20 protein-coding genes are annotated in these 23,415 nt (G+C 70.7%); 3 read left to right on the forward strand and 17 right to left on the reverse strand.

Annotation, left to right across the window (positions count from 1 at the left end; translation table 11 throughout):
- Nucleotides 1-3 precede the first annotated feature (3 nt).
- The 8 genes from AB0O15_RS37480 to AB0O15_RS37515 form a co-directional block, all read right to left on the reverse strand.
- Nucleotides 4-675 carry a hypothetical protein gene (locus AB0O15_RS37480; protein ID WP_364329224.1) on the reverse strand — a complete coding sequence of 224 codons (672 nt, stop codon included), beginning with the start codon at nucleotides 673-675 and terminating at the stop codon, nucleotides 4-6.
- 117 nt (nucleotides 676-792) lie between these two features.
- Nucleotides 793-3,087: an IPT/TIG domain-containing protein gene (locus AB0O15_RS37485; protein ID WP_364329227.1), complete on the reverse strand. Its 2,295-nt coding sequence runs from the start codon at nucleotides 3,085-3,087 to the stop codon at nucleotides 793-795.
- A 550-nt stretch (nucleotides 3,088-3,637) separates the two neighbouring features.
- On the reverse strand, nucleotides 3,638-4,246 hold the full coding sequence (locus AB0O15_RS37490) for a DUF1345 domain-containing protein (protein WP_364329230.1): 609 nt from the start codon (nucleotides 4,244-4,246) through the stop codon (nucleotides 3,638-3,640).
- A gap of 12 nt (nucleotides 4,247-4,258) precedes the next feature.
- Nucleotides 4,259-5,203 carry a branched-chain amino acid ABC transporter permease gene (locus tag AB0O15_RS37495; protein ID WP_364329233.1) on the reverse strand — a complete coding sequence of 315 codons (945 nt, stop codon included), beginning with the start codon at nucleotides 5,201-5,203 and terminating at the stop codon, nucleotides 4,259-4,261.
- A complete protein-coding gene (locus tag AB0O15_RS37500; RefSeq protein ID WP_364329236.1) occupies nucleotides 5,200-6,060 on the reverse strand; it encodes a branched-chain amino acid ABC transporter permease in 861 nt (286 codons plus the stop codon). Before AB0O15_RS37500 ends, AB0O15_RS37495 begins: the two co-directional genes overlap by 4 nt.
- Nucleotides 6,057-6,728 carry an ABC transporter ATP-binding protein gene (locus tag AB0O15_RS37505; protein ID WP_364329239.1) on the reverse strand — a complete coding sequence of 224 codons (672 nt, stop codon included), beginning with the start codon at nucleotides 6,726-6,728 and terminating at the stop codon, nucleotides 6,057-6,059. Before AB0O15_RS37505 ends, AB0O15_RS37500 begins: the two co-directional genes overlap by 4 nt.
- Nucleotides 6,725-7,501 carry an ABC transporter ATP-binding protein gene (locus AB0O15_RS37510; RefSeq protein ID WP_364329242.1) on the reverse strand — a complete coding sequence of 259 codons (777 nt, stop codon included), beginning with the start codon at nucleotides 7,499-7,501 and terminating at the stop codon, nucleotides 6,725-6,727. Before AB0O15_RS37510 ends, AB0O15_RS37505 begins: the two co-directional genes overlap by 4 nt.
- Complete coding sequence (locus AB0O15_RS37515; RefSeq protein WP_364329245.1) at nucleotides 7,498-8,640, reverse strand: ABC transporter substrate-binding protein; 1,143 nt, start codon at nucleotides 8,638-8,640, stop codon at nucleotides 7,498-7,500. Before AB0O15_RS37515 ends, AB0O15_RS37510 begins: the two co-directional genes overlap by 4 nt.
- Before the next feature lie 129 nt (nucleotides 8,641-8,769).
- Between AB0O15_RS37515 and AB0O15_RS37520 the strand changes: the two genes are divergently transcribed.
- Nucleotides 8,770-9,549 (forward strand): PaaX family transcriptional regulator C-terminal domain-containing protein, encoded by a 780-nt coding sequence (locus AB0O15_RS37520; protein WP_364329248.1) that lies wholly within the window; start codon nucleotides 8,770-8,772, stop codon nucleotides 9,547-9,549.
- An 11-nt stretch (nucleotides 9,550-9,560) separates the two neighbouring features.
- Here the strand turns inward: AB0O15_RS37520 and AB0O15_RS37525 are convergent, their stop codons facing one another.
- Nucleotides 9,561-11,057, reverse strand: a complete 1,497-nt coding sequence (locus AB0O15_RS37525) for an alpha/beta hydrolase (RefSeq protein ID WP_364329251.1) — start codon at nucleotides 11,055-11,057, stop codon at nucleotides 9,561-9,563.
- Between the two features lie 286 nt (nucleotides 11,058-11,343).
- Between AB0O15_RS37525 and AB0O15_RS37530 the strand changes: the two genes are divergently transcribed.
- Nucleotides 11,344-12,495 carry an endonuclease gene (locus AB0O15_RS37530; protein ID WP_364329254.1) on the forward strand — a complete coding sequence of 384 codons (1,152 nt, stop codon included), beginning with the start codon at nucleotides 11,344-11,346 and terminating at the stop codon, nucleotides 12,493-12,495.
- Nucleotides 12,496-12,559: 64 nt separating this feature from the next.
- Here AB0O15_RS37530 and AB0O15_RS37535 read toward each other — a convergent pair whose 3' ends face one another.
- The 8 genes from AB0O15_RS37535 to AB0O15_RS37570 all read right to left on the reverse strand — a co-directional run bounded on the left by AB0O15_RS37535 (nucleotide 12,560) and on the right by AB0O15_RS37570 (nucleotide 21,780).
- Nucleotides 12,560-13,732, reverse strand: a complete 1,173-nt coding sequence (locus AB0O15_RS37535) for an acyltransferase (protein ID WP_364329257.1) — start codon at nucleotides 13,730-13,732, stop codon at nucleotides 12,560-12,562.
- 45 nt (nucleotides 13,733-13,777) lie between these two features.
- Nucleotides 13,778-14,953 (reverse strand): MFS transporter, encoded by a 1,176-nt coding sequence (locus AB0O15_RS37540; RefSeq protein WP_364329260.1) that lies wholly within the window; start codon nucleotides 14,951-14,953, stop codon nucleotides 13,778-13,780.
- Between the two features lie 17 nt (nucleotides 14,954-14,970).
- Nucleotides 14,971-15,687, reverse strand: coding sequence for a hypothetical protein (locus tag AB0O15_RS37545; protein ID WP_364329262.1), 717 nt, complete (start codon nucleotides 15,685-15,687; stop codon nucleotides 14,971-14,973).
- Nucleotides 15,688-15,761: 74 nt separating this feature from the next.
- Nucleotides 15,762-17,003: a VCBS repeat-containing protein gene (locus AB0O15_RS37550; protein WP_364329265.1), complete on the reverse strand. Its 1,242-nt coding sequence runs from the start codon at nucleotides 17,001-17,003 to the stop codon at nucleotides 15,762-15,764.
- Nucleotides 17,004-17,028: 25 nt separating this feature from the next.
- Nucleotides 17,029-18,219: a UDP-N-acetylglucosamine 2-epimerase (non-hydrolyzing) gene (wecB, locus tag AB0O15_RS37555; RefSeq protein WP_364329268.1), complete on the reverse strand. Its 1,191-nt coding sequence runs from the start codon at nucleotides 18,217-18,219 to the stop codon at nucleotides 17,029-17,031.
- A 109-nt stretch (nucleotides 18,220-18,328) separates the two neighbouring features.
- The gene (locus tag AB0O15_RS37560) at nucleotides 18,329-19,978 is read right to left on the reverse strand and encodes an FAD-binding protein (RefSeq protein ID WP_364329271.1); all 1,650 of its coding nucleotides are present in this window, start codon (nucleotides 19,976-19,978) and stop codon (nucleotides 18,329-18,331) included.
- A 363-nt stretch (nucleotides 19,979-20,341) separates the two neighbouring features.
- On the reverse strand, nucleotides 20,342-20,830 hold the full coding sequence (locus AB0O15_RS37565; protein WP_364329337.1) for an SDR family NAD(P)-dependent oxidoreductase: 489 nt from the start codon (nucleotides 20,828-20,830) through the stop codon (nucleotides 20,342-20,344).
- Entirely contained in the window at nucleotides 20,827-21,780 is a 954-nt protein-coding gene (locus AB0O15_RS37570) for a helix-turn-helix transcriptional regulator (protein ID WP_364329274.1), read from the reverse strand. Before AB0O15_RS37570 ends, AB0O15_RS37565 begins: the two co-directional genes overlap by 4 nt.
- A 171-nt stretch (nucleotides 21,781-21,951) precedes the next feature.
- On the opposite strand from AB0O15_RS37570, the gene AB0O15_RS37575 reads away from it, so the two are divergent.
- The gene (locus tag AB0O15_RS37575) at nucleotides 21,952-23,412 is read left to right on the forward strand and encodes an MFS transporter (protein WP_364329277.1); all 1,461 of its coding nucleotides are present in this window, start codon (nucleotides 21,952-21,954) and stop codon (nucleotides 23,410-23,412) included.
- Nucleotides 23,413-23,415: the final 3 nt, after the last annotated feature.

The following is a 23,415-nucleotide window of genomic DNA, read 5'->3' on the forward strand; positions in this document are numbered from 1 at the left end:
CGACTAGCCCAGTCTCTTCCACTCCGCGTCGATGGCGGACACGCTCTTCTTCCTGGATGGGTGGCCGTCGAGGCTCACCGCGACCGTGTAGACGCTCTTCTTGGCGCTGGTACGCCAGCAGATCAGCAAGGTCGGCTTCCGTTCCGGCGGCATGTTGCTGAGCGTTATGGTCTGGGAGCACAACGCGTCGCCGAACCTCTCGCCGTCGTCGGCGACCCAGTCGAGTTCCCGTTGACCGGTGAGATCTCCACGCGCGGAGACCACGCGCATGGTCGCCTTGTCCTTCTGCACCGAGCCGGACTCGCGGACCGTGACCTCGTCATCGGGGATCTGGGCGACGGTGGCCTGCGGCAGCGGCCGCTTCACGGGCACGCCGTCCCTGGCGGCGGCGGCCCGCGCGTCGGCGATGCGTTCGGCGGCGTCCGCGGGCAGCGAGAGGGATGGCGTGGGCTTGGCCGATGCGTCCTTCGGCTTCGGCGTCGCGGAGGCGGAGGACCCGGCCGGCGAGGGCGAGGGCGAGGCCGTCACGTCGGCCGGCGGAGCCACTTCCACGGCCACGGTCGCGTCCTGGTGGCCGGGCCACCGGGTCGCGGCAACCGTCGCGCCACCTAGCACGACGGCCAGGCCGGCCGCACCAGCAATGGCCTGCTTGCGTCTGCGGGATGGGTTGCGCATGCCCCCATTCTCCCAAGAGACCCCGCCGATGGTGACGAAAACGCCACAAAGCGAGCGGCGGCCCGGAGCATGCGCTCCGGGCCGCCGATGGTTTGTTCTACGTGTGGTGCCGTCCGGTCAGAAGGACGAGACCGCGAACGTCGAGGTGCTGGAGACGGTGCTCTGCACGTAGTTCGGGTCGGTACTGGAAGCGTTGAGCGCACCGTTGCTGACGTAGGTCATGTTGTAGGCGCCCTCGGGAACGGGCACGTTCATCGACAGCAGGTTGGCGCTGGCGGTGCTCCCCGTCCCCCCGGAGACCGCGCTCAGCACGGCGGTGTCGCCGTCAGTGATCGAATTGAGCTTGATACCGAGGGCGATGTTGGGACCGACGATGTAGCGCTCGTCGTCGGAGGTGAGGAACGTGTCCACCGCCGGGGCGCCCAGCGCGGTACTCGCGTTGCCGGTGGTCACGGTGACCGTCCGGGCGGTCGGCGGCAGCAGCGCCAGGGTGATCCCGGTGCCGGTGGCCTGGGCCGGCGCCGAGATGACGGCCACGGTCGGGCTGATGACGTCCACGATCCGGGTGCCCGGCGCGAAGTTGGTCGGCGTGGCCTCGTAGATGGTCAGTCCTTCGTGGTCCCGGGTGAAGAGGGCCGCGGAGGACCGGATGACCCGGCTGGTGACCGTGCTGCCGATCGTGGTGACGGCCGGGGTGCCGATGGTGCCGGCCTCAGCGGGAGCCGCCGGGACCAGGTAGTCGACCCCCTCGGCGTCCAGCCGCCGCGCCAGGTTGAGGCTGCAGATCGCCTCGGTGTCCTTCAGGACCAGGACGTTCCGGCACTCCGCGACGGGCGGGTTCGCCCGCACGCCACTGGCCGCATCGCCCTCGTTGCCGGCGTAGACGCCCTCGACGAGGTAGAAGTGCGACCCCGTCAGGGTAAGGGCAGTGCCGGCCGCGTTGAAGTTCGCGCTCTGGAAACCGACGCCCTTGATGACGACGTTCACGGTGCGCGTGTTCGGCGCCGTGTTCGGGTCGACGATCAGGGCCGAGGTGAATGAGTACGCGTTGGTCAGCAGGAAGGTGCCGGCGGCGGTGGTGACCGTCAGGGCCATGTTGTTGCCCGGGGCGTGCGCCGGGGTGATCGCCTCGAACGCGGTCGGGCTGAGCACCTTGACGCCGGTCAGCGCCATGCCGCCGAGGGTGGCGGTCAGCGTGCCGTCGGTCGGAAACGCGGTGCCGCTGACGACGATCTTGGAGCCACCCAGAGCCGGGCCCGCCTTCGGCGCGACCTCGGTGGCGGTGTGCAGCGTGGTGATGGTGTACGGAATGTTCGCGACGAGGTCGGACGCGCCGTCGTCGGTGCCTCCGTAGAGACACACGTTCCATACCGGCTGTGCGGTCGGCGGCGCCGCCGGAGCGGAGCTCCTGAGCGCGGGCACGGTGAACGCGAAGCGGCTGTTGCTGATCTTGCGGACGTCGGCCACCAGGCTCGTGCCCACGGTGTCGGTCGACTCGTACTTGGCCGGACAGGCCGCGGCGGTGAGGTTCACGCCGGGAGAGTCGATGCCGGCGAGGACCTGGTTCGGCGAGGTGATGTCCAGCGAGTTGCCACCCTGCCACGGGCCGGTCCCCTGGCTCAGCACGAGCTGGGTCACGGCGTACGAGCCGATCGTGACGAGCGTGGAGGCCGCGAGGGTGCCGTTGTACACGCACAGGTTGTAGCGGGTGTTCCCGCTGGTGGATGTCAGCGTGGCCGGCACGGTGACGGTCGCGCTTGCGTCGCCGGTCCTCGTGGGTGTTCCCGTCGTGCCGGCGGCGGGCGTGCCGTAAGCGGCCGGGCACGGCTCAGTCGTGTACTGGGCGCCGAGGGCGGTGACGCCGGTGAAGACGTTTGTCGCCGCCGTGAGCGTGACAGTGTTCGCGGTGCCGGTCAGGCCAAAGGTCGGGTTCAGCGTTGGCGCCGTACCCACGTAGAAGGGGTAACCGTTCTGGTTACCTTCGCGGGCAGTGCTGCCGGTAGGCGCGTAGAAACAGGCGACGTATCGCTTGGCCAGACCATTGGCCCCCGCCACGGCAGCAGTGGGCACCTTGAACGTCACCGTCTTGCTCGTACTGATGGAGCCGGCGGTCTGTTCCGCAGCCACGATGGTCGTCGATGTCGTCGGATATGTGGCACTGCATACCGGGGTGGTCGTCCCGGGCGACGTGAGGATCACCGCCCGCGAGGCCGTGCCGTTCGTGCCGCTGGAGAAGCTGACCTCGGTGTCGGTGATGGTGACCAGGTCGCCGACGGCAACCACCGGAGGGTAAACCGTGGTGGCGGCCGACGCGGCCGCGGGAGCGACGAGCAGAGCGGCAGCGACCGCTCCGGTCGTCAGTCCGGCGGCCGTCGCCACCCGGACTTTCGATCGTGATGTTGACTTACGCATGCGAGGGTCCTCCTACGGGTCCGTTGGACCGCGTCTCTGGATTGGGTGGGGCCCGACGCGCGAAGACACCGGCGCGAGCCATCTCGCCGGAAGCGTAACCATAAGTAACTGCCTGATTTCATAGAGTCGCGATTTTGCTGGATCAAGCGCTGAGAGCAGACAATTCCGAGCGCTTCCAGTCCGCTTGGCCGGCAGCCGCTGCCGCAGACGTCTCCGTACACCGAGCGGGCGCTGATCGCCGGGCGACTCCCCCGAGGCGGCCGCGCTGAGCGCCATCCTGAGCGACGAAGCCTGCACAGCACACGTCGCCGGTTCCACGACGAGAACCGGCGGGACACCCCGGGAACGACTGAAGGGCAGCGGGTCTTGGGGCCGCTGCCCTACAGCCGGTCCACCCTTGCCCACAGCGATGATGCCACGACCCGAGGGCGCGGCGACGCAGAACGCTCGTTTTGGCCAGCAGTGCCCCCGGTCGGGACGCTGCCGCGAGATCGGGGTGACACGGTGACGTGGGTCGTTGAAGGTACACATTGGACCTCGCTGGGCGGCGTCACCGGCCGAGGTTGGTGACCAGGTTGATGGCCACCGCGATGGTGATGGTGCCGAAGGCGTAGGACAGCAGGGCGTGGGACAGGACGACCCTGCGGATCGCGGTGTTCTTGATGTCGGTGTCGGAGACCGCGAAGGACGCGCCGACCGTGAAGGCCAGATAGGCGAAGTCGCTGTACGAGGGTGGCTCGGGCTGTTTGAAGTCCATGCCGCCGTCCTCGTCCACGTAGTAGAGCCGGGCGTACTTGAAGGCGTACACCGTGTTCACCAGCGCCCAGGAGAGGATCGCGGCCAGGACGGCCAGGATCACCGCCGCGGCGGTGGACGCCCGGACCAGGACGTTGACCACCGCGGCCAGACCGGCGGCCGCGCCCGCCAGCACGAAACCGTCCATCGAGAAGGCGCTGCCCTCGTGCTCGGCCAGACGTTTCGTGCCGGCCGGGTCCTGCGGCCAGCTGATCCACCACACCCAGACCAGCAAGACCGTGGTGCCGGCCGTCCAGCCGGCGCTCGGGGCCAGCGACGCCGCCCCGGCCAGCCAGGCGATCACCCCGGCGGCGACGCCGGCGGCCAGGGAGATGAGCGTGCGCCGGACGGAGAAGAGCCTCATGACCGCAGTTTGCTACAGCGGGCCGTCCTTCTTGGTGAGGCGTCGGGTCACGGCGGGGACGATGCCGCGGGGCAGGAAGAGCACGGTCACCACCAGGAGCAGGGCGTAGACGGCGTACGAGAGCACGCTCGGCGCGTAGCCGGGCAGGCCGGGCTGGGTGCCGAGCATGGTGAGGGCCTGCACCAGCAGCACGATGACGGTGGCGCCGACCACCGGACCGGCGATCGTGCCGAGGCCGCCGACCACGGCCATCACCACGAACTCGATGGACAGCAGCACCGGGAACGAGCCCGGCGACAGATAGCCAAGGTAGAACGCGTAGACGCCGCCGGCCAGCCCGGCGAACGCGGCCGACAGGGCGAACACGGTCAGCCGGTAGCGGCCGATCGCCACTCCCCCGGCCGCCGCGGCGATCTCGCTGGTCGCGGCGGCGCGCAGCCCGCGCCCGGATCGCGAGGCGACGATGTTGCGGGAGATCACCAGCACCACCGCGAGAACGGCCCAGGCCAGGTACGCGTACCCGAGATCGCCGCCCACCGGCAGGGTCGGGATGCCCTGCAGGCCGATCGCGCCGCCCGCCCAGTCGCCCCGGCCGAGCAGCGACAGCAGGATCAGCTGCATGGCCAGCGTGGCGAAGGCCAGGTGGTGACCGCGCAACCGCAGCAGCGGAGCGCCGATCAGCACCGCCGCCGCGGCCGCGACCACCGGCGCCGCCAGCAGGCCCGCCACGGTCGGCACACCGTGCACGGTGAGCAGGCCGGCCGCGTACCCGCCGATCGCGTAGAAGGAGGCCTGACCGAGCGAGACCTGACCGGCGTACCCCATCAGCATCGACACCCCGGCCGTGACCGTCGCGGCCAGGCCGAGCAGCACGTAGGTCGCGAGGTGCCGTTCCGGCAGGAGCGGCGGCAGGGCGAGCGTGACGACGACCGCGGCGACCAGGACCCAGCGGTTCATCGGGCCGGCTCCGGCACCGCGCCGCGGCGGGCGGCCTGCACGATCATCACGGTGAGCATCAGGACCAGCGCGGCCTCCAGCTGGTAGGCGCTGCCGCCGTACCCGGCGATCATGGTCTGGGCGACGCCGAGCAGCAGGCCGCCGGCGAGCGCGACCACCGGCCGGGTCAGTCCGCCGAGGATCGCCGCCGCGAAGCCGTTGACCAGCAGGGTCACGTCACTGTCGAAGGTCACCTGCTGCACCGGCGTGGTCAGCACCCCGGCCAGGCCGCCGAGCGCGCCGCCCAGGGCGAACGCGAGCAGGCCCATCCGGCGTACGTCGATGCCCACGACCCGGGCCGCGTAGGGGTTGGACGCGCAGGCCGACAAAGCCTTGCCCACGTCCGTTCGCGCGAAGAACGCGGCCATGGCCAGGAACACCGGCACGGTCACGGCGAGGATCAGCAGGTAGTGGGCCTGCAGCCGGGCGCCGCCGATGACCGCCACGCCGGACAGCCCGGCGAAGGACCGCGGCTGGTCACCCCAGATCACGATCTCGATCGCGTACGCGAAGATGCCGAGCCCCAGCGTGACGATCAGCGACGTGCCCGGCGTGGTGCCGGGACGTCCGACGGCGACGAGGCCGACGAGCAGCCCGGTCAGCGCGGCGGTCAGCACCCCGGTCAGCTCGGCCAACCCGTGTGGCAGCCCGGCCGCCAGCAGCGAGGAGGTGAGCATGGCCGCGACCACGGCGAAGGCGCCCTGCGCGAAGTTGACCACCCGGGTGACCCGGTGGATGGCGACCAGGCCGCTGGCCACGAGCGCGTAGCCGGCGCCGATGCCCAGTCCGGTCAGCAGGTAGCCGAGGAAGTCGCTCACCGGACCGGCCCGCCCAGATAGGCGGCGGTCACCCGCGGGTTCCGGGCCAGGTCGTCGGCCGGTCCATGGAGGACCACGCGGCCGGCCTCCAGCACGTACGCGTGCCGGCAGAGCTCGAGCGCCAGGCGGGCGTTCTGCTCGATCAGCAGCACGGCCAGCCCCCGTTCGGCGTTCAGCGTGCGCAGGTGCGCGATCAGGTCGGTGACCACCAGCGGGGCCAGTCCCAGGCTGAGCTCGTCGACCACCAGCACGTCGGGGCGGGCCATCAATGCCCGGCCGATGGCCACCATCTGCTGCTCGCCGCCGGAGAGCAGGCCGGCCCGGCGGCGTCGCAGGCCGTCGAGCGCGGGCAGCAGCCGGTAGATCTCGGCGGTGTCGCGGCCCTTCCGGCCGTTGCGCCAGCCGCCGAGCCGCAGGTTGTCGTCGACGCTCAGGTCGCCGAACATCTCGCGGCCCTCGGGCACCTGCGCGAGCCGGCCCCGCACCGTGACCCGGCCCGCCGCCGGGCGCACCAGCCCGGACAACGCCTTCACCAGCGTCGTCTTACCGGCCCCGTTGGCGCCGATCAGCGCGACCAGGTCGCCCGCGCCCACCACCAGGTCGACGTCGTCGAGCGCGGTGGCGCCGGCAAAGCGCACCGTCAGCCCGGCGACCTCGACCACGTTCACGCGGCGGTGCCCAGGTAGGCGCCGACCACCCGGGGGTCGGCCCGGATCTCGGCCGCGGTCCCGTCGGCGATCACCCGGCCCAGGTCGAGCACGGTGACCCGGTCGGCGAGCCGCATCACGAAGGCCACGTCGTGCTCGACGAGCAGGATGGTCAGCCCGTCGCCGCGGAGGTCCTCGACCAGGTCGGCGAGGCGTTCACGCTCGGCCGTACGCAGCCCGGAGGCCGGCTCGTCGAGCAGCAGCAGCCGGGGCCGGCCGCAGAGCGCCCGGGCCAGCTGCAACGCCCGCTGCTGGCCGAGCGGCAGCTCCTCGGCCGGGCGATGCGCCCAGTCCTCCAGGCCGGTGCGGCGCAGGCAGTCGGCGGCGCGCTCGCGGATCTCGCGTTCCTCGCGGCGGTGGGCCGGCAGCCGGAACGCCGCCGCGAGGAACCCGGCGCGGGTGGTCGCGTGGGCGCCGACCATGACGTTCTCCAGCGTGGTCATGCCCGGGAAGACCCGGGCCGCCTGGAACACCACGCCGACGCCGAGCCGGGCCCGCCGATGCGCGGGCAGGCGATCGATGCGGAGGTCGTCGAGGAGCACCGACCCGGCGTCGGGGGCCAGCTGGCCCCCGATCAGGCCGAACAACGTGGACTTGCCGGCGCCGTTCGGCCCGATCACCGCCCGCAGCTCACCGGGCGCCACGGCGAGGTCGGCATCGCGTACGGCGAAAACACCGCCGAAGGCGCGAGACGCCCCGGACACCGTCAGCGCGGCGCCTCCCTTCCGGCTCACCGGCCACCGACCGTGGCCAGCTTGGCCTTGGAGTAGTCGGTGGGCACGAAGCCGCCGTCGCGGACCGTGGTGAGCGCTATGTAGTCGGTGGTCAGTCCGCTGTGGTCGGTCGCCGAGTACTTGTAGGCGCCGTTGGGTGTGGTCAGCGTCAGGCCCTCGAGCGCGTCGCGGACCTTGGCCCGGTCCGAGCTGCCGGCCTTGCTGATGGCCGCCGCCAGCAGCTTCACCCCGCTGTAGCCGTCCTGCGCGAACTGCGGCGGCGGGTATCCGTGCGCGGCGGTGAACGCGGTGGCGAGCTCGTCGATCGCGGCCTTCTGCGGACCGGCCGGCAGGGCGTTGCCGACCACCCCGATCGAGCTGGCGATGGTGACGCCCTCGGCCGCCGGGCCGGCCGGGTCGAGGAACAGCTTGCTGGCCTGCGAGCCGGTCATCACCAGTGGGATCTTCAGGCCGGACGCGGCGTACTGCTTGGTCAGCGCCACCGCCGGCGCGCCGGTCGCCCACACCATCAGGGCCTGCGCCGGCGACGACCGGACATGGGTGAACACGGCGCCGAACTCGGTGGCGCTGGTCTGGAACTCCTCGATCGGCGCGAGCGTCACCCCGTACGCCGCGGCCTTGTCCTTGAGGCCCTTGGCCCCGGCGTTGGCGTAGCTGCTCCGGGTGTCGAAGGCGACCGCGAGCCGGCTCACCCCGGTGGCCTTCAGGTATTGCAGGGTGGCCTCGGCGTAGGTGCCGGCCGTGGCGGGCACGACGAAGACGTACGGATGAATGGGTTTGACCTGCTCGTCGGCCGGCGTGAGCGACAGGTACGGGATCTTCTCCCGGTCGACCAGCGGGATCGTCGCCAGCGCGGAGTTGGAGAACGGCGAGCCGATGATCGCGTCGGCGTCGCCCTTGACCTCGTTGAAGGCCAGCACAGCCTGGTCGGGCAGGCTCTTGTCGTCGCGGACGGTGAGCTGGATCCGGCGCCCGCCGACCCCGCCGGCGTCGTTGATCTGCTTGACCGCGAGGGCCACGGACTTCTGGTTCTCGCTGCCCAGGGGCGAGTAGTTGCCGGTCAGCGAGACGATCTGGGCGACCCGGATCGGATCGTCGCCGTCCGCGGCGTCGCCGCCGCAGCCGGCCGTGGCAGTCACGAGGATGAGGGCGAGAAGGAGCGGCGCTGCTCGACGCACGAGTACCTCCGCGTTTCGGTCCCGTTACGGTAGGTTCCGAAGTTAGGCTCTTTCGTATCGACCGTCAACAATCTGCCTAACATCGTTGCCATGCCGTCCCCGCAGACCCTGCTCCTGATGCTGCTCGGCGACCTCGTCCTCGACCGGGACGTGTGCGTCTACTCCGGCAGCGTCATCGACACGCTGGCCCGGCTCGGCATCACGTCGCACGCCACCCGCTCGACGCTGACCCGGATGGCCCGGCGCGACCTGCTGCGCCGCCAGCGCCACGGCCGCAAGATGTACTTCGGCCTCACCCCGCGGTCGACCGCGATCCTGCGCGACGGCCGCAGCCGCATCTGGGAGACCGGCGCCGTCAACGACCGGTGGGACGGCACCTGGACCCTGCTCAGCTTCTCGCTCCCCGAGTCGTGGCAGCGCCAGCGCCACGACCTGCGGTCCCAGCTCACCTGGACCGGCTTCGGCCCGCTGCAGGGCGGGCTGTGGATCGCGCCCGGCGAGGTGAACGCCCGCGACATCGTCACCGGCCTGGGCCTGGCGTCACACGCCCGGGTCTTCCACGCCCGGGTCGACGAGATCACCGACATCAAGGGCATGATCAAGGACGCGTACGACCTGGCCGAGGTGGCCGCCCGCTACCAGCACTTCCTCGCCCGCTGGGAGACACCGTCCGAGAGCGACCCCCTGGCCGCCCGCCTGCGCCTGACCGCCGAGTGGCTCGACGCGATCCGTCGCGACCCCCGGCTCCCGGTCGAGCACCTCCCGGACGGCTGGCCGGCCGTCCGCGCGCAGAAGCTCTTCCGAGATCTGGAGGCCGCGTACGCCAAACCGCCCGCCGATCTTCTCGACCTGCAGCCGGCCCTCACCTAGATGAAGGTCGCCTAGCCGGCCGGGCACAAGCGCGGGCCCGGTGGGAGCACCCCGTGGGTCAGGAAGGCGGTGGTGGTGTCCTTGACGCAGGTGTTGTCCGTGGTCAGGTAGGCGGTGTGACCGCCCTGATCGACGCTGAGCAGCACCGCGTCCGATCCGAGCGCTCGCCGCATGCCCACGGCGCTGATCCACGGCGTCGCCGGGTCGCGCAGGTTCTGCACGATCAGGACGCTTCGTGCCCCCGTCCCGCGCACGCGCACCGCCGGCTCGATCCGCGGCGCCGGCCAGAAGGCGCAGGCCCAGATGTTGGCCGGGAAGCCGGCCGTGGCCGGGAAGACGCGCCGGTCCAGGGCAACGTTGCGCCGGTAGGTGGCGATGTCGCGGGGCCAGGCGTCGTCGTTGCAGTGGATGGCGACCTGCACCGACGGCTGGTTGTCGGCGGGAACGGTCAACGTGACGTTCCGACCGGCCGGAATCCGCGACCCGGCCACTGCGGCGGCCAGGAACTGCCAGGTCTCGGCCAGGGCGGGGAAGCCCGCGTCCTTGTAGATTCCCTCGAAGGTGACGATGCGCAACAGGTTGCCGGTGACCACGGTGCCGTCGGGCAGCGTCAGTGGGGTGGCGTCCAGAGCCGCGGTGAGCACGTCGAAACCCGACCGGACCGCGGTCGCGGTGGCGCCGAGGCCGTAACGGTCGTTGCGGGCGGCGGCCCAGCCGGTGAAGTCCGGCAGGCGGAGCGCGGCGCCCAGGCCGGCCTGCCGGAGCTGGTCGTAGCGGCTCAGGGCGGGATCGTAGGAGCTGTCGAGCACGAACCGGTCGGCCCGGTGCGGATAGAGGGTTCGGTACACCGCGCCGAGGTAGGTGCCGTAGGAGTAGCCGAGGTAGGAGATCCGGGGTTCACCCAGCGCCGCGCGGATCCGGTCCATGTCCCGCGCGGTGTTGGCGGTCGTGATGAACGGCAGGACGTCACCGGCGTTCCGGCCGCAGCGCTGGGCGAGGTCACGGGCGAAAGCGATGTTGCGGTCGATCGACCCGTCGACGGCCGGGTAGCGCTGACCGATCTCGGACGGCACGTCGGGGAAATGGCAGCTGATCGGCGCGCTGGAACCGGCCCCGCGCGGGTCGAAGCTGACCAGGTCGAAGCGGTCGGTCAGCGCTGACGGCATGAGCGGGGCGAAGAAGGAGGGCGCGTCGACGCCGATGTCGGCCGGGCCGCCGGTGTTGAGGACCAGGACCCCGCGACGCGGGCCGGGCTTCGCGCTCGCGATGCGGGAGATGACCAGATCGATGGTGCGCCCGCCGGGCGACCGGTAATCCAGCGGAACCGGCAGCGTGGCGCACTGCTGCCGTGGGTCGCGTTCGATCAGAGGCGGTGGACAGGATCCCCACGCCGGCGCCGAGACTCGGCCCTCGACCGCGGCGCGGTCACCCGCCCACCCGGGCGTCGACACCACGAGCGTGCACATCAGAACCGCGGCGGTCGCGGCGGCAAGCAGGTTCCGTCTCACGGCGTCGTCTCCCTGTTCCTGGCCACTCGCGGGCCCGCGCCGGTCGCGCGACTCCAGCGATTCCCACTGCTCGGCAGGAAGCACGGACATCGGTGACCAGGGCAACGGGCCGACCATACGCCCACCCGGCCGCGCCCGGACGAGTTCGACGCCCGCCGATGTCGGCGGATCGGCCGGCTCTGTTTCTCCGATGGACGGACCTATGACGCACTTGGTATGGCTGCGGGTGCGTCCGGTCCGTCCATACTGAGGCTGCTGTCGAAGCAGCCCGGTGAACGGAGAGCTCATGTCCGCTCGGAACCCGCGCCGACGTCTCACGGCCGTCACGATGCCGGCCCTCGTCGCCGTTCTCGCCCTGCTCGGCACGGTGCTCGGCGGCCGCGGCACGGTGCTGACGGCGGCCGAACCGCTGACCGTGGCGCAGGCGATCAGCAACCAGAGCGGCACCGGGACGGTCCGGGGGTACATCGTCGGCCAACCGACCGCCGCCAACACGGTGCTGTTCCGGAACTTCACCGGCGACACCGCCCTCGCGATCGCCGACCGCAGCGGCGAGACCGATACCGGCGACATGCTGTACGTGCAGATCACCAGCGCGTACCGGAGCGCCTTCGGCCTGCAGAGCAACCCCGGTCTGGTCGGCGGCGTCGTCACCGTGACCGGCACGCTGACCGGGTACTTCTCGCACCCCGGCCTGAAGTCCCCGACCGCGATGACGGGCGGCGGCTCCACCCCGCCGCCGAGCGACCCCGGCGGCTACTACGCGGCCGCGGCCGGCCGGACCGGGGAGGCGCTGAAGACCGCGTTGCACGGCATCATCTCCAGCGGGGTGACCACGCTGTCCTACGACGGGGTGTGGAACGCGCTCAAGGTCACCGACCAGGACCCGGCGAACTCCTCGAACGTGATCCTGCTCTACTCCGGGACCAGCCGGTCGAAGTCGCTGAACGGCGGCGACCCGGGCGACTGGAACCGCGAACACGTCTGGGCGAAGTCTCACGGCGACTTCGGCACCGCCAACGGCCCCGGCACCGACCTGCACCATCTGCGCCCGGAGGACGTACACGTCAACTCCGAACGCGACAACAAGGACTTCGACAACGGCGGGACCGCGGTCGCCGACGCGCCCGGCAACCGCACCGACGCCGACTCGTGGGAGCCCCGCGCCGCGGTCAAGGGCGACGTGGCCCGGATGATCTTCTACATGGCGGTCCGCTACGAGGGCGGCGACTCCTGGCCCGACCTCGAGGTGGACAACGCCACCAGCGGCGGCACCGCGCCCCGGCTGGGCCGGCTGTCCGCCCTCCTGACCTGGAACGCCCAGGACCCGCCGGACGCCTTCGAGCGCAACCGCAACGAGGTCATCTACGCCGGCTACCAGCACAACCGCAACCCGTTCATCGACCACCCGGAGTGGGCCGCCTCGATCTTCGGCTAGGAGCCGGCCGTAAGGGCGCGTGGAGGGCCGAAGCGGTGTCCGGTCCTCCACGCGGACCCTCCGGTCAGGCCGTGGTGGGCTCGGGCACCGGTGTCACGACAGGCGCGCCCTCGCGGCGCCGGGGACGACTCCACCGGTTCATGACCGGGCGCTCGACCAATGAGTAGAGCAGCCAGCCACCGACCAGCGTGATGGCGAGGAACATCGCGATGACGGCGATCGCCAGCGGTGTGCCGAATCCGGCCTCGTGACCGAGCAGGCGCCGGATGTAGAACACGGTGACGCCCTGGCACAGGTAGAAACCGAAGGAGATCTCGCCCAGCCAGCGGGCGTACGGCCGGGCCAGCCAGGTCGGCGTGCCGTTGAGGTCGGTGGTGGCGACGGCGCCGATCAGCGCGACGATCGGCAGAATGGTGGCCACCGTGAAGCCGTACAGGAATGGCACGACCAGCGCCGCGGCGTACCCGAGCACCATCAGCAGCAGCGCGTGCGAGATCCGCACCCGAGGCCAGACACCGGCATGGATGATGCGCGCGAGCAGCACACCGATGAGGAACTCCCAGATGCGCGACGGCGGGAAGATGTAGCCGAACCAGAACTGGAGCGTGGACACCGGCGTGATGGGCGAGCGGGGGGTGTCCGCGATCAGGAACTGGGTGATGAGCTCGACCACGACCATCGCGGCGACAGCGGCGGTCATCCACCACCACAGCCGCCGGACCGGGATGCGGCGCATCGGACCGATGAGGAAAGGAAAGGCCAGATAGAACAACAGCTCGGAACAGAGGGTCCAGCTCGGCGGATTGACCCCGACGTACGTGACGTCCTGGGGGAAGAACGAATGGATCAGGAAGATGTTGGGCAGCCACGACTGCCACGGTGTGATCGCCGCGGCGAACAGCAGCATGGCGGCGGCCCACATCACCAGGTGGTTGGGGAAGATCTTGAGGACCCGCCGGCGCCAGAAGCTGCGCACCCGCTCGCCCGGCCGCGACGACCAGGTGAGCACGAATCCGCTGAGGACGAAGAAGAACGAGACGCCGACGTAGCCGGCCTTGCTGAACAGCCAGGCCGTGGTGTCGGCGACGCCCGGATCGGCGAACGGGTTGATGGCCTTGTTGGGCGGGATGGGCGAGTTGGCCAGGGTGATGTGGAAGCAGAAGACCAGCAGCGCCGCGAAGAATCGCAGCCCGGTCAGGGACGGCAGTCGCGCGGGTCTCTTCTCGGATGGGGACATGACGAATTGCCTCCAGGTTGGCGAAGGTCAGCGGAATCGCGAGAGTCAGGCGTCGGCCGCGGCGAGGCGGATCGGGGAGGACCGGGCCCGTCGGGCGGCGCCGACGCTGGCGAGGGCCAGGCCTCCGGCGGCCAAGGCGGCACCGGCCAGATTGGGTGCGGCGTAACCGAACCCGGCGTCGATGACCAGACCGCCGAGGTACGCGCCGATCGCGTTGCCCAGGTTGAAGGCGGCGATGTTCACCGCGGCCGCGAGCGTGGTGCTGCCGCCGGCTTCCTCGATGACGCGCATCTGCAGGCCGGGCACGGTGGCGAAGCCGATGACGCCGAGCAGGAACAGGGTGATTGCCGCGCCGGCCGGTCCGGCCGCGGTGAACCGGAAAACGGTCAGCACCGCCGTGAGCAGGAGCAGCAGCACGACCAGGGTGGTGGCCGGCGACCGGTCGGCGAACCGGCCGCCGATGGCGTTGCCGGCACACAGCCCGGCGCCGAACAGGACAAGCAGCCAGGTCACCGCTCCGGCCGAGAACCCGGCCACGTCGGTCATCATGGGCGCCACATAGGTGAACGAGGCGAACAGCCCGCCGAAGCCGAGAACCGTGGTGGCTAGGGCGAGCCAGACGTCGAGGCGGCGGAGCGGGACGAGCTGGGAGCGTACGGTCTCACGGGCGCGGACGGCCTCGGCCGGCACGAACGCCAGCAGCCCGGCCAGGCTCATCAGGCCGAGCACGGTCACCGCCCAGAAGGTGGATCGCCAGCCGAAATGCTGTCCGAGCGCGGTGCCGAACGGCACGCCGAGCACGTTGGCCAGGGTCAGCCCGCTGAACATGAGCGCGATGGCGCTGGCCCGGCGCTCCACGGCCACCAGGTCGGCGGCGAGCACCGAGCCGATCCCGAAGAAGGCGCCGTGGCAGAGCGCCGCCACGATGCGGCCGGACATCAGCACCGCGTACGTCGGCGCGACCGCGGACAGCAGGTTGCCCGCGACGAAGAGCAGCATCAGGCCGACCAGGGCGCGGCGCCGGTTCACCCGGGTCGCCGCGAGGGCGAGGATCGGCGCGCCCACGACGACGCCCAGGGCGTACCCGGAAACGAGGGTTCCGGCGACGGGGATGCTGATGTCGAGGTCGGCGGACACCTCGGGCAGCAGTCCCATGATGACGAATTCGGTCGTGCCGATGCCGAACGCGCTGATTGCCAGGGCCAGAAGAGCCGGCGGCATGGTGTGTCCCCTCGACGTCAGTCGGTCAGGTGGTATTCGACGGCGAGCCAGACGCAGTCGGTGTCGGCCCGGTACTGGTGCCACGGATAGACGAAGGTGTCGTCCGGGCCGGTCGCGCAGAACGGGACCGGCGTCGCGTACCCGGGACTCATCAGGATGTCCTCGTAGAGCGACACCGTGTCCGGCTCGGTGAATTTCTGCATCCGCCCGTACCCGAGAATTTGGGCGTGGGTCTCGATGAAGTCGTGCCTGTTGTGGATGCCGCAGTCGGTGCCCGCCGCGGAGAACCAGAGCATCAGCCGGATCGCGAAAGTGCGTTCCCGGCCGGCCGGCTGTGCGGCGCCGAGCAGCGCGGCCGGGTCCAGGCGAGCGACACCGGCGCCGGCCTGCGGCGAGCGGAACAGCGAGGTGCTCCGCGGGAAGACGGTCTCGCCGGCGATGTCGGAGAAGTGCTGCCAGCCCGGCTCGTCGATGATGCCGGCGGCGGACCGGTCGGCGTCGGCCCGGAGCAGCACGACGGCGGCAGCCTGTTCGAGCGTGGCGCCGACCGCGATGGTGGACGAGAGCGCCGGGATGGGTGTGCGCGGCTCGTTGGCGAGGAAGGCGGGGGTGGTGTCGAGGTTGACGACGATTGTCCGGCCGGGCAACGGCAGGCCTTTGACGTCGGTGGCGATCTCGGCCCGCACGTGGCGGCCGGAGAACGCAAGGGGTCTGACCTGGTTGATGGATGGCACGTGTCCTTCTCCTCACGCTTGTCGCTCCCGGGGCCGGCGCGGGCTCCGGGGACCAGGAGCCCGCGCCGGCCGGATCAGCGCTGCTGCGGCTTGCCGAGCTCGTTGCGGAAGACCATGAGCTTGGCGTCCTGCGCCTCGTAGTAGTGCGGCACCTTGTAGGCGATCGAGGCGAAGTCGAGCGTCCCGTCGCCGTTGAAGTCGGCGGCGACCACGCGGGCGGCCGATTCACTCGAGACCCGCCACTTGAGGAAGGCGCCGTTCGCGGCGTCGACGGCCTTGTAGAGCATCACGCCCTGCCACGGCGCCGGACCGCGCAGTCCGATCAGGAACTCGTCGTCGCCGTCGCCGTCGAAGTCGGCGCACAGCACCGAGTGGCCGGTGCCCTCACCGTTCTCGTTCGGCTCCCCGAAGATGTCGAGCAGCACGCGACGCCAGCCCGGCGTCTCGCCCGCGGCGGCACTGTCCGGCACGTACACCACGACGCTGTTGCCGTGGTATGGCTCGATCGCGGCGACGTAGGCCATCGGGTTGTCGCCGATGCGCCCGGCGTCGACGTCGCCGCTGCCCTTGAACCCGGTCCTCTCGAAGACGCCGAGCTCGCCGGCGCCGATCAGGTGACGTTGCCAGCTCGCCGTCGTGGTGTCGTAGTACAGCCAGGTCACGCCCTCGTCCGAGGCGAGCAGCAGCGAGTCCAGGTCGGACCCGGGGATCAGCCCCGCCTTGCGGATGGCGCCGTGGATCATGCGGAAGTGGGTGTCGTCGATGACGGTCATCGGCCACTGCTCCGCGGCGCGCGGATCGCCCGGCTGGGTGAACATGACCACCGGCAGCAGCGCGTGCACGCCCTCCATGGCGACGATCGGCAGACCGACGATCTCCCACCGATCCGTACGGGTGAAGTGCCCGATCCGCAGCCGGTGCATCCCGACCGTGTTGCCGACGTAGTGCCGGGCCCACGGCACGCCCGCCGCCAGGCCATCGCCGGGGTGCTCCAGCCAGTCGATCTTCCCGCCGGACGCGTTCGGGTGGTGGATGGTGCCGCCTTCGCCGTAGAGCTCGTAGCAGGCGACGATGTCCGGTGTGCCGGTGCCGGTGATGTCGGCGACGTCCAGGCCGACCGGCATCCGCACCTTGGAGACGGCGAGGTTCCGCTGCCAGTCGTCGTTGCGGTACCAGGCGATCTCGCCCAGCGTCAGGCCGCATCCGATGAGGTCGGCGCGGCCGTCGCCGTCGACGTCGGCGGCCTCGATCCAGTAGCCGTCGCGCAGCTGCTCGGCGACGATCTCGGGAGTGAACTTCGGTTCCGGATAGGTCATGGCACGTCGCTCCTTCTCGCAGGGTTCATGCCGCGGTCACCAGCGAGGGGGCGGCCGCGCCCGGAGCGGCACGGCGAAGGCCGGGGATGAACGGCGCGGTGGCCAGGCCCAGCCCGAAGAAGTGCGCGGTCGCGTCGAGCACGCGCTCGGTCGCGTACCCGTCGCCGTACGGGTTGGTGGCTTCGGCCATCCGGCTGTAGGCCGCGGGATCGTCGAGGAGGCGGGTGACCTCACCGACGATGCCGGCCCGGGTACGCCCGACGAGGCGGGCCGTCCCGGCGCGTACCGCCTCGGGCCGCTCCGTGATGTCGCGCAGCACCAGCGTGGGTTTGCCGAGCGACGGCCCCTCCTCCTCGGCGCCGCTGCTGTCCGACAGAATGATGTCGGACAGTCGCATCAACCGGCAGAAGTCGAGGTACGGCAACGGGTCGACGACCGTGATGCGCGGGTGCGGCCCGATGATCGGTAGCATCGCGTCGCGGACCACCGGGTTGCGGTGCAGCGGCACCACGACCCGCACGTCGGGGCGGTCGGCCAGGTCGCAGAGGGCGTGAGCGATCTCCGGCATCGGTTCGCCCCAGGACTCGCGCCGGTGGGCCGAGGCCAGCACCGTCCAGCCGCCGCCCAGGTCGGCGAACCGGTCGCGGGCGTCATCCTCCGGCCGCGTCGACGCCCAGCGCAAGGCGTCGATGACGGTGTTGCCGGTGACGACGATGGTCGACTCGTCCACGCCCTCACGGATCAGGTTGGCGGCGTTGCCGGAGGTCGGCGCCAGATGGAGCGCGGCGATCTGCCCGACCAGCCGGCGGTTGGACTCCTCGGGGAACGGCGAGTGCACGTTGCCGCTCCGTAAGCCCGCCTCGACGTGGATGACCGGCACATGGTGCTGGAATCCGCCGATCGCGCCGGCCAGCGTGGTCGCGGTGTCACCGTGCACCATGACGGCGTCTGGTGTAAGCCGCGGGAGAAGACCGACCAGACCCTCGATGATCCGGTATGTGACCTCGGACAATGTCTGCCTCGGGGCCATGATGTCGAGGTCCACGTCCGGCGTGATGCCGAACACGGCCAGCGTCTCGTCGAGCATCTGCCGGTGCTGGCCGGTCGAGACGACCAGCGGCATGAATCGCGAATCGTCTTGCAGCGCACGGATCACGGGCGCCATCTTGATGGCCTCGGGCCGGGTGCCGAGGATGACGGCAATGGACTTGGGCATGGGGCCTTCTCCGGTTGGATCGGGGTTGTTCCTGGTGTGCAAGGGCCTCTGTCTCACGGCCTTCTCCTCACGGCCTTCTCCTCACGGCCTTCTCCTCACGGCCTTCTCCTCACGGCCGGATGGAGAGGGCGTGGCGGAAGGTGTCCCGTGGGTCCCAGCGCCGCTTCACCCGTTGCAGGCGGGGATAGTTGCCGCGGTAGTAAAGCAGCGGCCAGGCGACGCCTGATCGGTTGTGCGCCGGGTCGGCGACATCGTTGTCGGGATAGTTGATGTAGCAGCCGTCGTAGCTGTCACCCGGCGCCGGCACACCGCCGGTGCTGGCGAAGACGTCCTCGTAGATGCCACGCGCCCAGCCGACGTGGATGTCGTCGTCCTCGGCGTCGGCCCAGAAGGTCTGGAAGCACATCTTGAAGATCGAATCGCGCTGGGCGTTCGCGGTCGCGTCGGCGGCGACGTCGTTGACCTTGCCGCCGAACGAGAACAGGACCAGCATGGTGTCCGGATTGTGGAAGTCGTCGCCGGTCATGTGCTTGTGGAGGGTGCGGATCTGTGCGTCGGTGAAGTTCCTTCTCATGTACGCCGACTTGTGCACACCGCGCGACGTGGGATTGGTGATCGTCGGATTGTTCGTGCCGACCAGCCGGGTCGCCTGGATCCAGGGCAGCCGCCGCGGCTGGGCCAGACCGGGCAGGGCGGGCAGTTCCCCCATCGGCCGCACCGCCGGCCGCGGGGTCACGTCGACACCGGCGGTGATGGCGGCGAGATAGGAGTCGAGCAGGTCGGCCGCGCCCGGGACGCCGGCGTCGACCTGGGTGAACATGCCGAGACTGCCGTGCGCCCGATGGCTGACGTTGAAAAGACTGCTCAAGGCGACGTACGGCGAGTCCGGCGAGCTGTGGGCCGCGTGCCACTGACCGAAGTTGTGGACCAGGCGTACGAACGAACCCTCGTCGAGCTGGTCCCAGGGGAACTCCACCGCGCTGACCAGCACGTCGGACGGCGCGGCGATGAGCTGATCGGACGGCTTCCCCCCGGTCGCGCCGGGCGACCGGAACCAGTACCGGGTGACGACGCCGAAGTTGCCGCCCCCGCCCCCGGAGTGCGCCCACCACAGATCCCGGTTCGGATCGTCCGCCTCCCGGGTGGCCCGGACCGCCCGGGCCCTCCCGGCCCGGTCGACGACCACGACCTCCACGGCGTAGAGGTGATCGACGACGAGGCCGTGCGCCCGGGACAGCAGGCCGTACCCGCCGCCGGCGATGTGCCCGCCGGCGCCGACGCTGTAGCAGATGCCGCCCGGGATGGTCACGCCCCAGCCCTTGTAGAGCTGCTCGTAGACGTTCATCAGGCGTGCGCCGGGCTCGACGTAGAACGCCCGCAGACCCGGGTCGTAGCCGACACCGACCAGCTCGGACAGGTCCAGGATGGCCTCGACCTCGCTGTTGCAGACGAAGTCGGAGAAGCAGTGACCGCCGCTGCGCACCGAGATGCGCCTGCCTGCGTCCACCGCGGCCTGCACGGCGGCGACGGCGTCGGCGGTCGACCGGATCATCTTGATGTAGTCGGGGCGGGCGGCGAAACGCTGGTTGTTGCCGGTGGTCAGGGAGCCGTACCGCGGGTCGTCCGGGGTGATCACGTCACCGCGGGCCGGTGCGGCCGCGGCGGTGGCCGCTGCCGGGCCCGCCGCCATGGCGCCGGCGGTGGCCACACCGAGGGTGGCCGCTCCGGCCAGGAAACCGCGCCGATTGGATTCGATCATTGTGTTCATCCTCGTCGGTGGGTGGTTTCTCGAAGGCGCCACCCGATGACCACATCGTCCACGGGAAACGCCCGAAAATACGACGAGTGAAGATCGCGGCAAATGATGCGACCACGGTCGCTGCGATTGCCGATTTTGTCGATTCCCCCGTCGATCGAACAACCCCGACATTGACAGAGCCCATCAACTTCGGTCAATGAAAATACACCGTGATTGATGGTGACAAACTCCACAGGTGAATGGCCGGACCCCGGCCCGTTGTACGCGCGAAACGAAGATTTCATAGATGAATGAGCGGCGTCGGCTGCGGTCCTTCCGGGTGCGGGCGACGCCGTAACAATTGTCGTTTCGTGAACGGCCTGATCAGATCTGGCGTAGTGCTCCGCCGGCGATCGGCCATTCCGCGCCGGTCACCTGCCTCGTCACCGGCGAACGGACACCACTCGGTCGAAACTCAGCGGCGAGTCCCTTCGAAAGGGCGAGCATCGCGGTTTTCGCGGCGGAATAATCAGAAATCGAGGAAACCCGAAAACGCGCTGCCTCGCTGGTCAAGCGCATGATGCTGCCATCACTGCGCAGCGGCGGAAGTGCGGCCCGGGACATGCGGACGGCCGCATGCGGATTGACGGCGAACGTCGATCCCCCCTGCTGGTCGGAGATCTCGAGGAAACCGGAGCTGGATTGCCGGCCGCCTGCCCCGTTGACCAGCCCGCCCAACCGGCCGTGCCGATCGAGGACCCGATGAAACGGCGCGGCCGGGCGGTCGCCGGATCGGTCACGTCGGCCGCGATCATCTCGACCGGCCCGCAGGCCCGGAAGACGGCCCGTAGCGATCGCCGGGCCGGAAGTCAGCCCCTGGTGCGCGTGCCCGGCCTCTCGGACACGCCACCGCTCTCGGGCGAGCCCGCCCTCTTCTGTGCGGTACTGGACGACGCGTCCGGGCGTTCCGGTTCGGCGGACGCGCGGAGCAGGCGCAATGCGGCCTCGCTGCTCGATCCGGCCACCGGGGTGTACGTGAGCAGCCGGTGCCCGTCGTCCTCGGGCAGGTGCAGCGCCTCGTAGTCGAGCTCGAGGTCACCGACGACCGGGTGATGGAGGTATTTCCTCCCCGCCCCGCACACCTGCACCGGGTGCTTGGCCCAGCACGCGGCGAATTCCGGACTCTTCACGATCAGCTCGCCGACCAGCGCGGTCATGGCCGCGTCGTCGGAGAACCGGCCGGCGGCCACCCGCAGCGAGGCCGCCGCGCGGCTCGCCTCCTCATCCCAGCGCCGGTAGAGCTCCCGGGAATGCGGATCCAGGAACAACATCCTGGTCAGGTTCGGCCGGTCGGCGGGGCGACGGGGCGAGGTGCGGTCGTGGTGCCCGGCGAACAGCAGATGCCCGAGGTCGTTCCAGGCCAGGACCTCGCTGTGCCGGCCCAGCACGAGGGCCGGGACGTCGCGCATCGCCGTGATCAGCTGCACGACACCGGGCCGGGCGGCGTCGGCCCGCTGCCGGCGCCTCTTCGCCGGGCGCGGGCGGGCCAGCTCGTGCAGGTAGGCGCGCTCGTCGTCGTCGAGCGCCAGCGCCCGGGCGATCGCTTCGATCACCGAATCGGACGCGTTCGAGCTCTGCCCCTGCTCGAGCCGGGTGTAGTAGATCGGGCTGACCCCGGCCAGCTGGGCGAGTTCCTCCCGCCGCAACCCCGGCACCCGCCGGGGCCCGTGCGAGACCAGCCCGACATCCTCCGGACGGAGTCGCGCGCGCCGGCTCCGTAAGAAGTCGGCCAGCTCGCTGCGGCCCCCGTGGTCACTCTGCATGACCCCCATCTTGCCCACCGCGATCGCCGGTTGCCTGTCCTTGTCAGTACCACTCTCGCGCTGAGTAGCCGGAACAGAGGACTGGCTGGCGTTCCAGACCCAGGTCAGGGTGATGGCTGCGTCCATACGCCCCATCACGACACACCTGTAACCCAGCGGAGGTCGCTCCCGATGACCCGCACGGACTCGGTTTCCGAGGTCACCACCGATCAGGCCGGGGCCGCGACGAGCGGCCGTGACCGGCTCGTCCTCGCCGTCCTGCTGACGGCGAGCTTCACCCTCGCGGTGGACTTCTCCATCCTCAACGTCGCCCTGCCGGTGATCGGCGCCGAGGTCGGATTCGGGCTGTCCGACCTGCAGTGGATCGCCACCGCGTTCGCCCTGTGCGCGGCCGGGTTCACGCTGCTGTTCGGCCGCGTCGCCGACATCTTCGGCCGGCGCCGGATGTTCCTGATCGGCATCGCCCTGCTCGGCGTCTCCTCGCTGGCCGGCGGCCTGGCCACGAACCCGGCCATGCTGCTCACCGCCCGGGCCGCGCAGGGCCTGGCCACGGCCATCGTCACCCCGGCGGCGCTGTCGCTGCTGACCACGTCGTTCCCCGAGGGTCCGCGGCGCGAACGGGCCCTCGGGCTCAACGGCGCGCTGATGGCGGCCGGATTCACCACCGGCGCGATTCTCGGCGGCGTCGTCACCGACCTGCTGAGCTGGCGATGGGCGTTCTTCATCAACGTCGTCGTCGCGGTGGCCGTGCTGGCGGTCACCCCGGCCGTCATGACCGAGAGCCGTCCGGACGAGCGGCCCCGGCTCGACCTGCCCGGCGCGATCACGGTCACCGGCGGTCTGCTCGCTCTGGTGTTCGGGCTGACCAGCGCCGGCGAGCACGGCTGGGGCGATCCGCGGGCCTGGGGCGCGCTGCTGGCCGGCGCCCTGCTCCTGCTCGTCTTCTGGAACGTCGAGAAGCGGGTGGCGGCGCCGCTGGTTCCGGTACGCATCATGCGCCGCCGCAGCGTCGCGTGGGGCAACATCGCCGGAGCGCTCGCCTTCGCCACCGAGACGTCCCTCGTCTTCCTGCTCACCCTCTACCTGCAGGAGGTCCTCGGATTCTCGCCGCTCACCGCCGGCCTCTCGTTCGCGGTGCTCGGCCTCGGCACCGTCCTGGGCGGCATCCTCGGGCCCAAGGTGATCGGGCGGCTCGGCCACCCGCCACGGGCGCTGGCCCTCGGCATGACCGTGCAGGCCGTCGCGACGCTGGTGCTCGCCTTCCTCGGCCACTCCCAGACGTGGATGCCGCTGCTGCTGGTCGCCACGTTTGTCGGCGGTGTGGCCAACCTGGTGGCCATCGTCGGATTCATGGTCACCGCCACCTCAGGGTTGCCCGACGAGGAGCAGGGCCTGGCCGCCGGCCTGGCCACGATGAGTCAGCAGGTGGGCATCACCCTCGGCATCCCGGTGATGTCCGCGGTCGTCGGCGCGGTCGTCGCCTCGAGGAACGCCGAGAACGCCGACACGATCCTCACCGCCGTTCGCACCGCGATCGGGGTGAACACCGCCCTCTGCGTGCTCACCGCCATCGCCGTGGCCATCTTCCTGAGCGCGCCACGGTCGCGCGCTGTGACCGCGCCGGTCGAGTAGCGC

The organism is Actinoplanes sp. NPDC089786, assembly GCF_040684855.1.
In the GTDB taxonomy this organism is placed as follows: Bacteria; Actinomycetota; Actinomycetes; order Mycobacteriales; family Micromonosporaceae; genus Actinoplanes.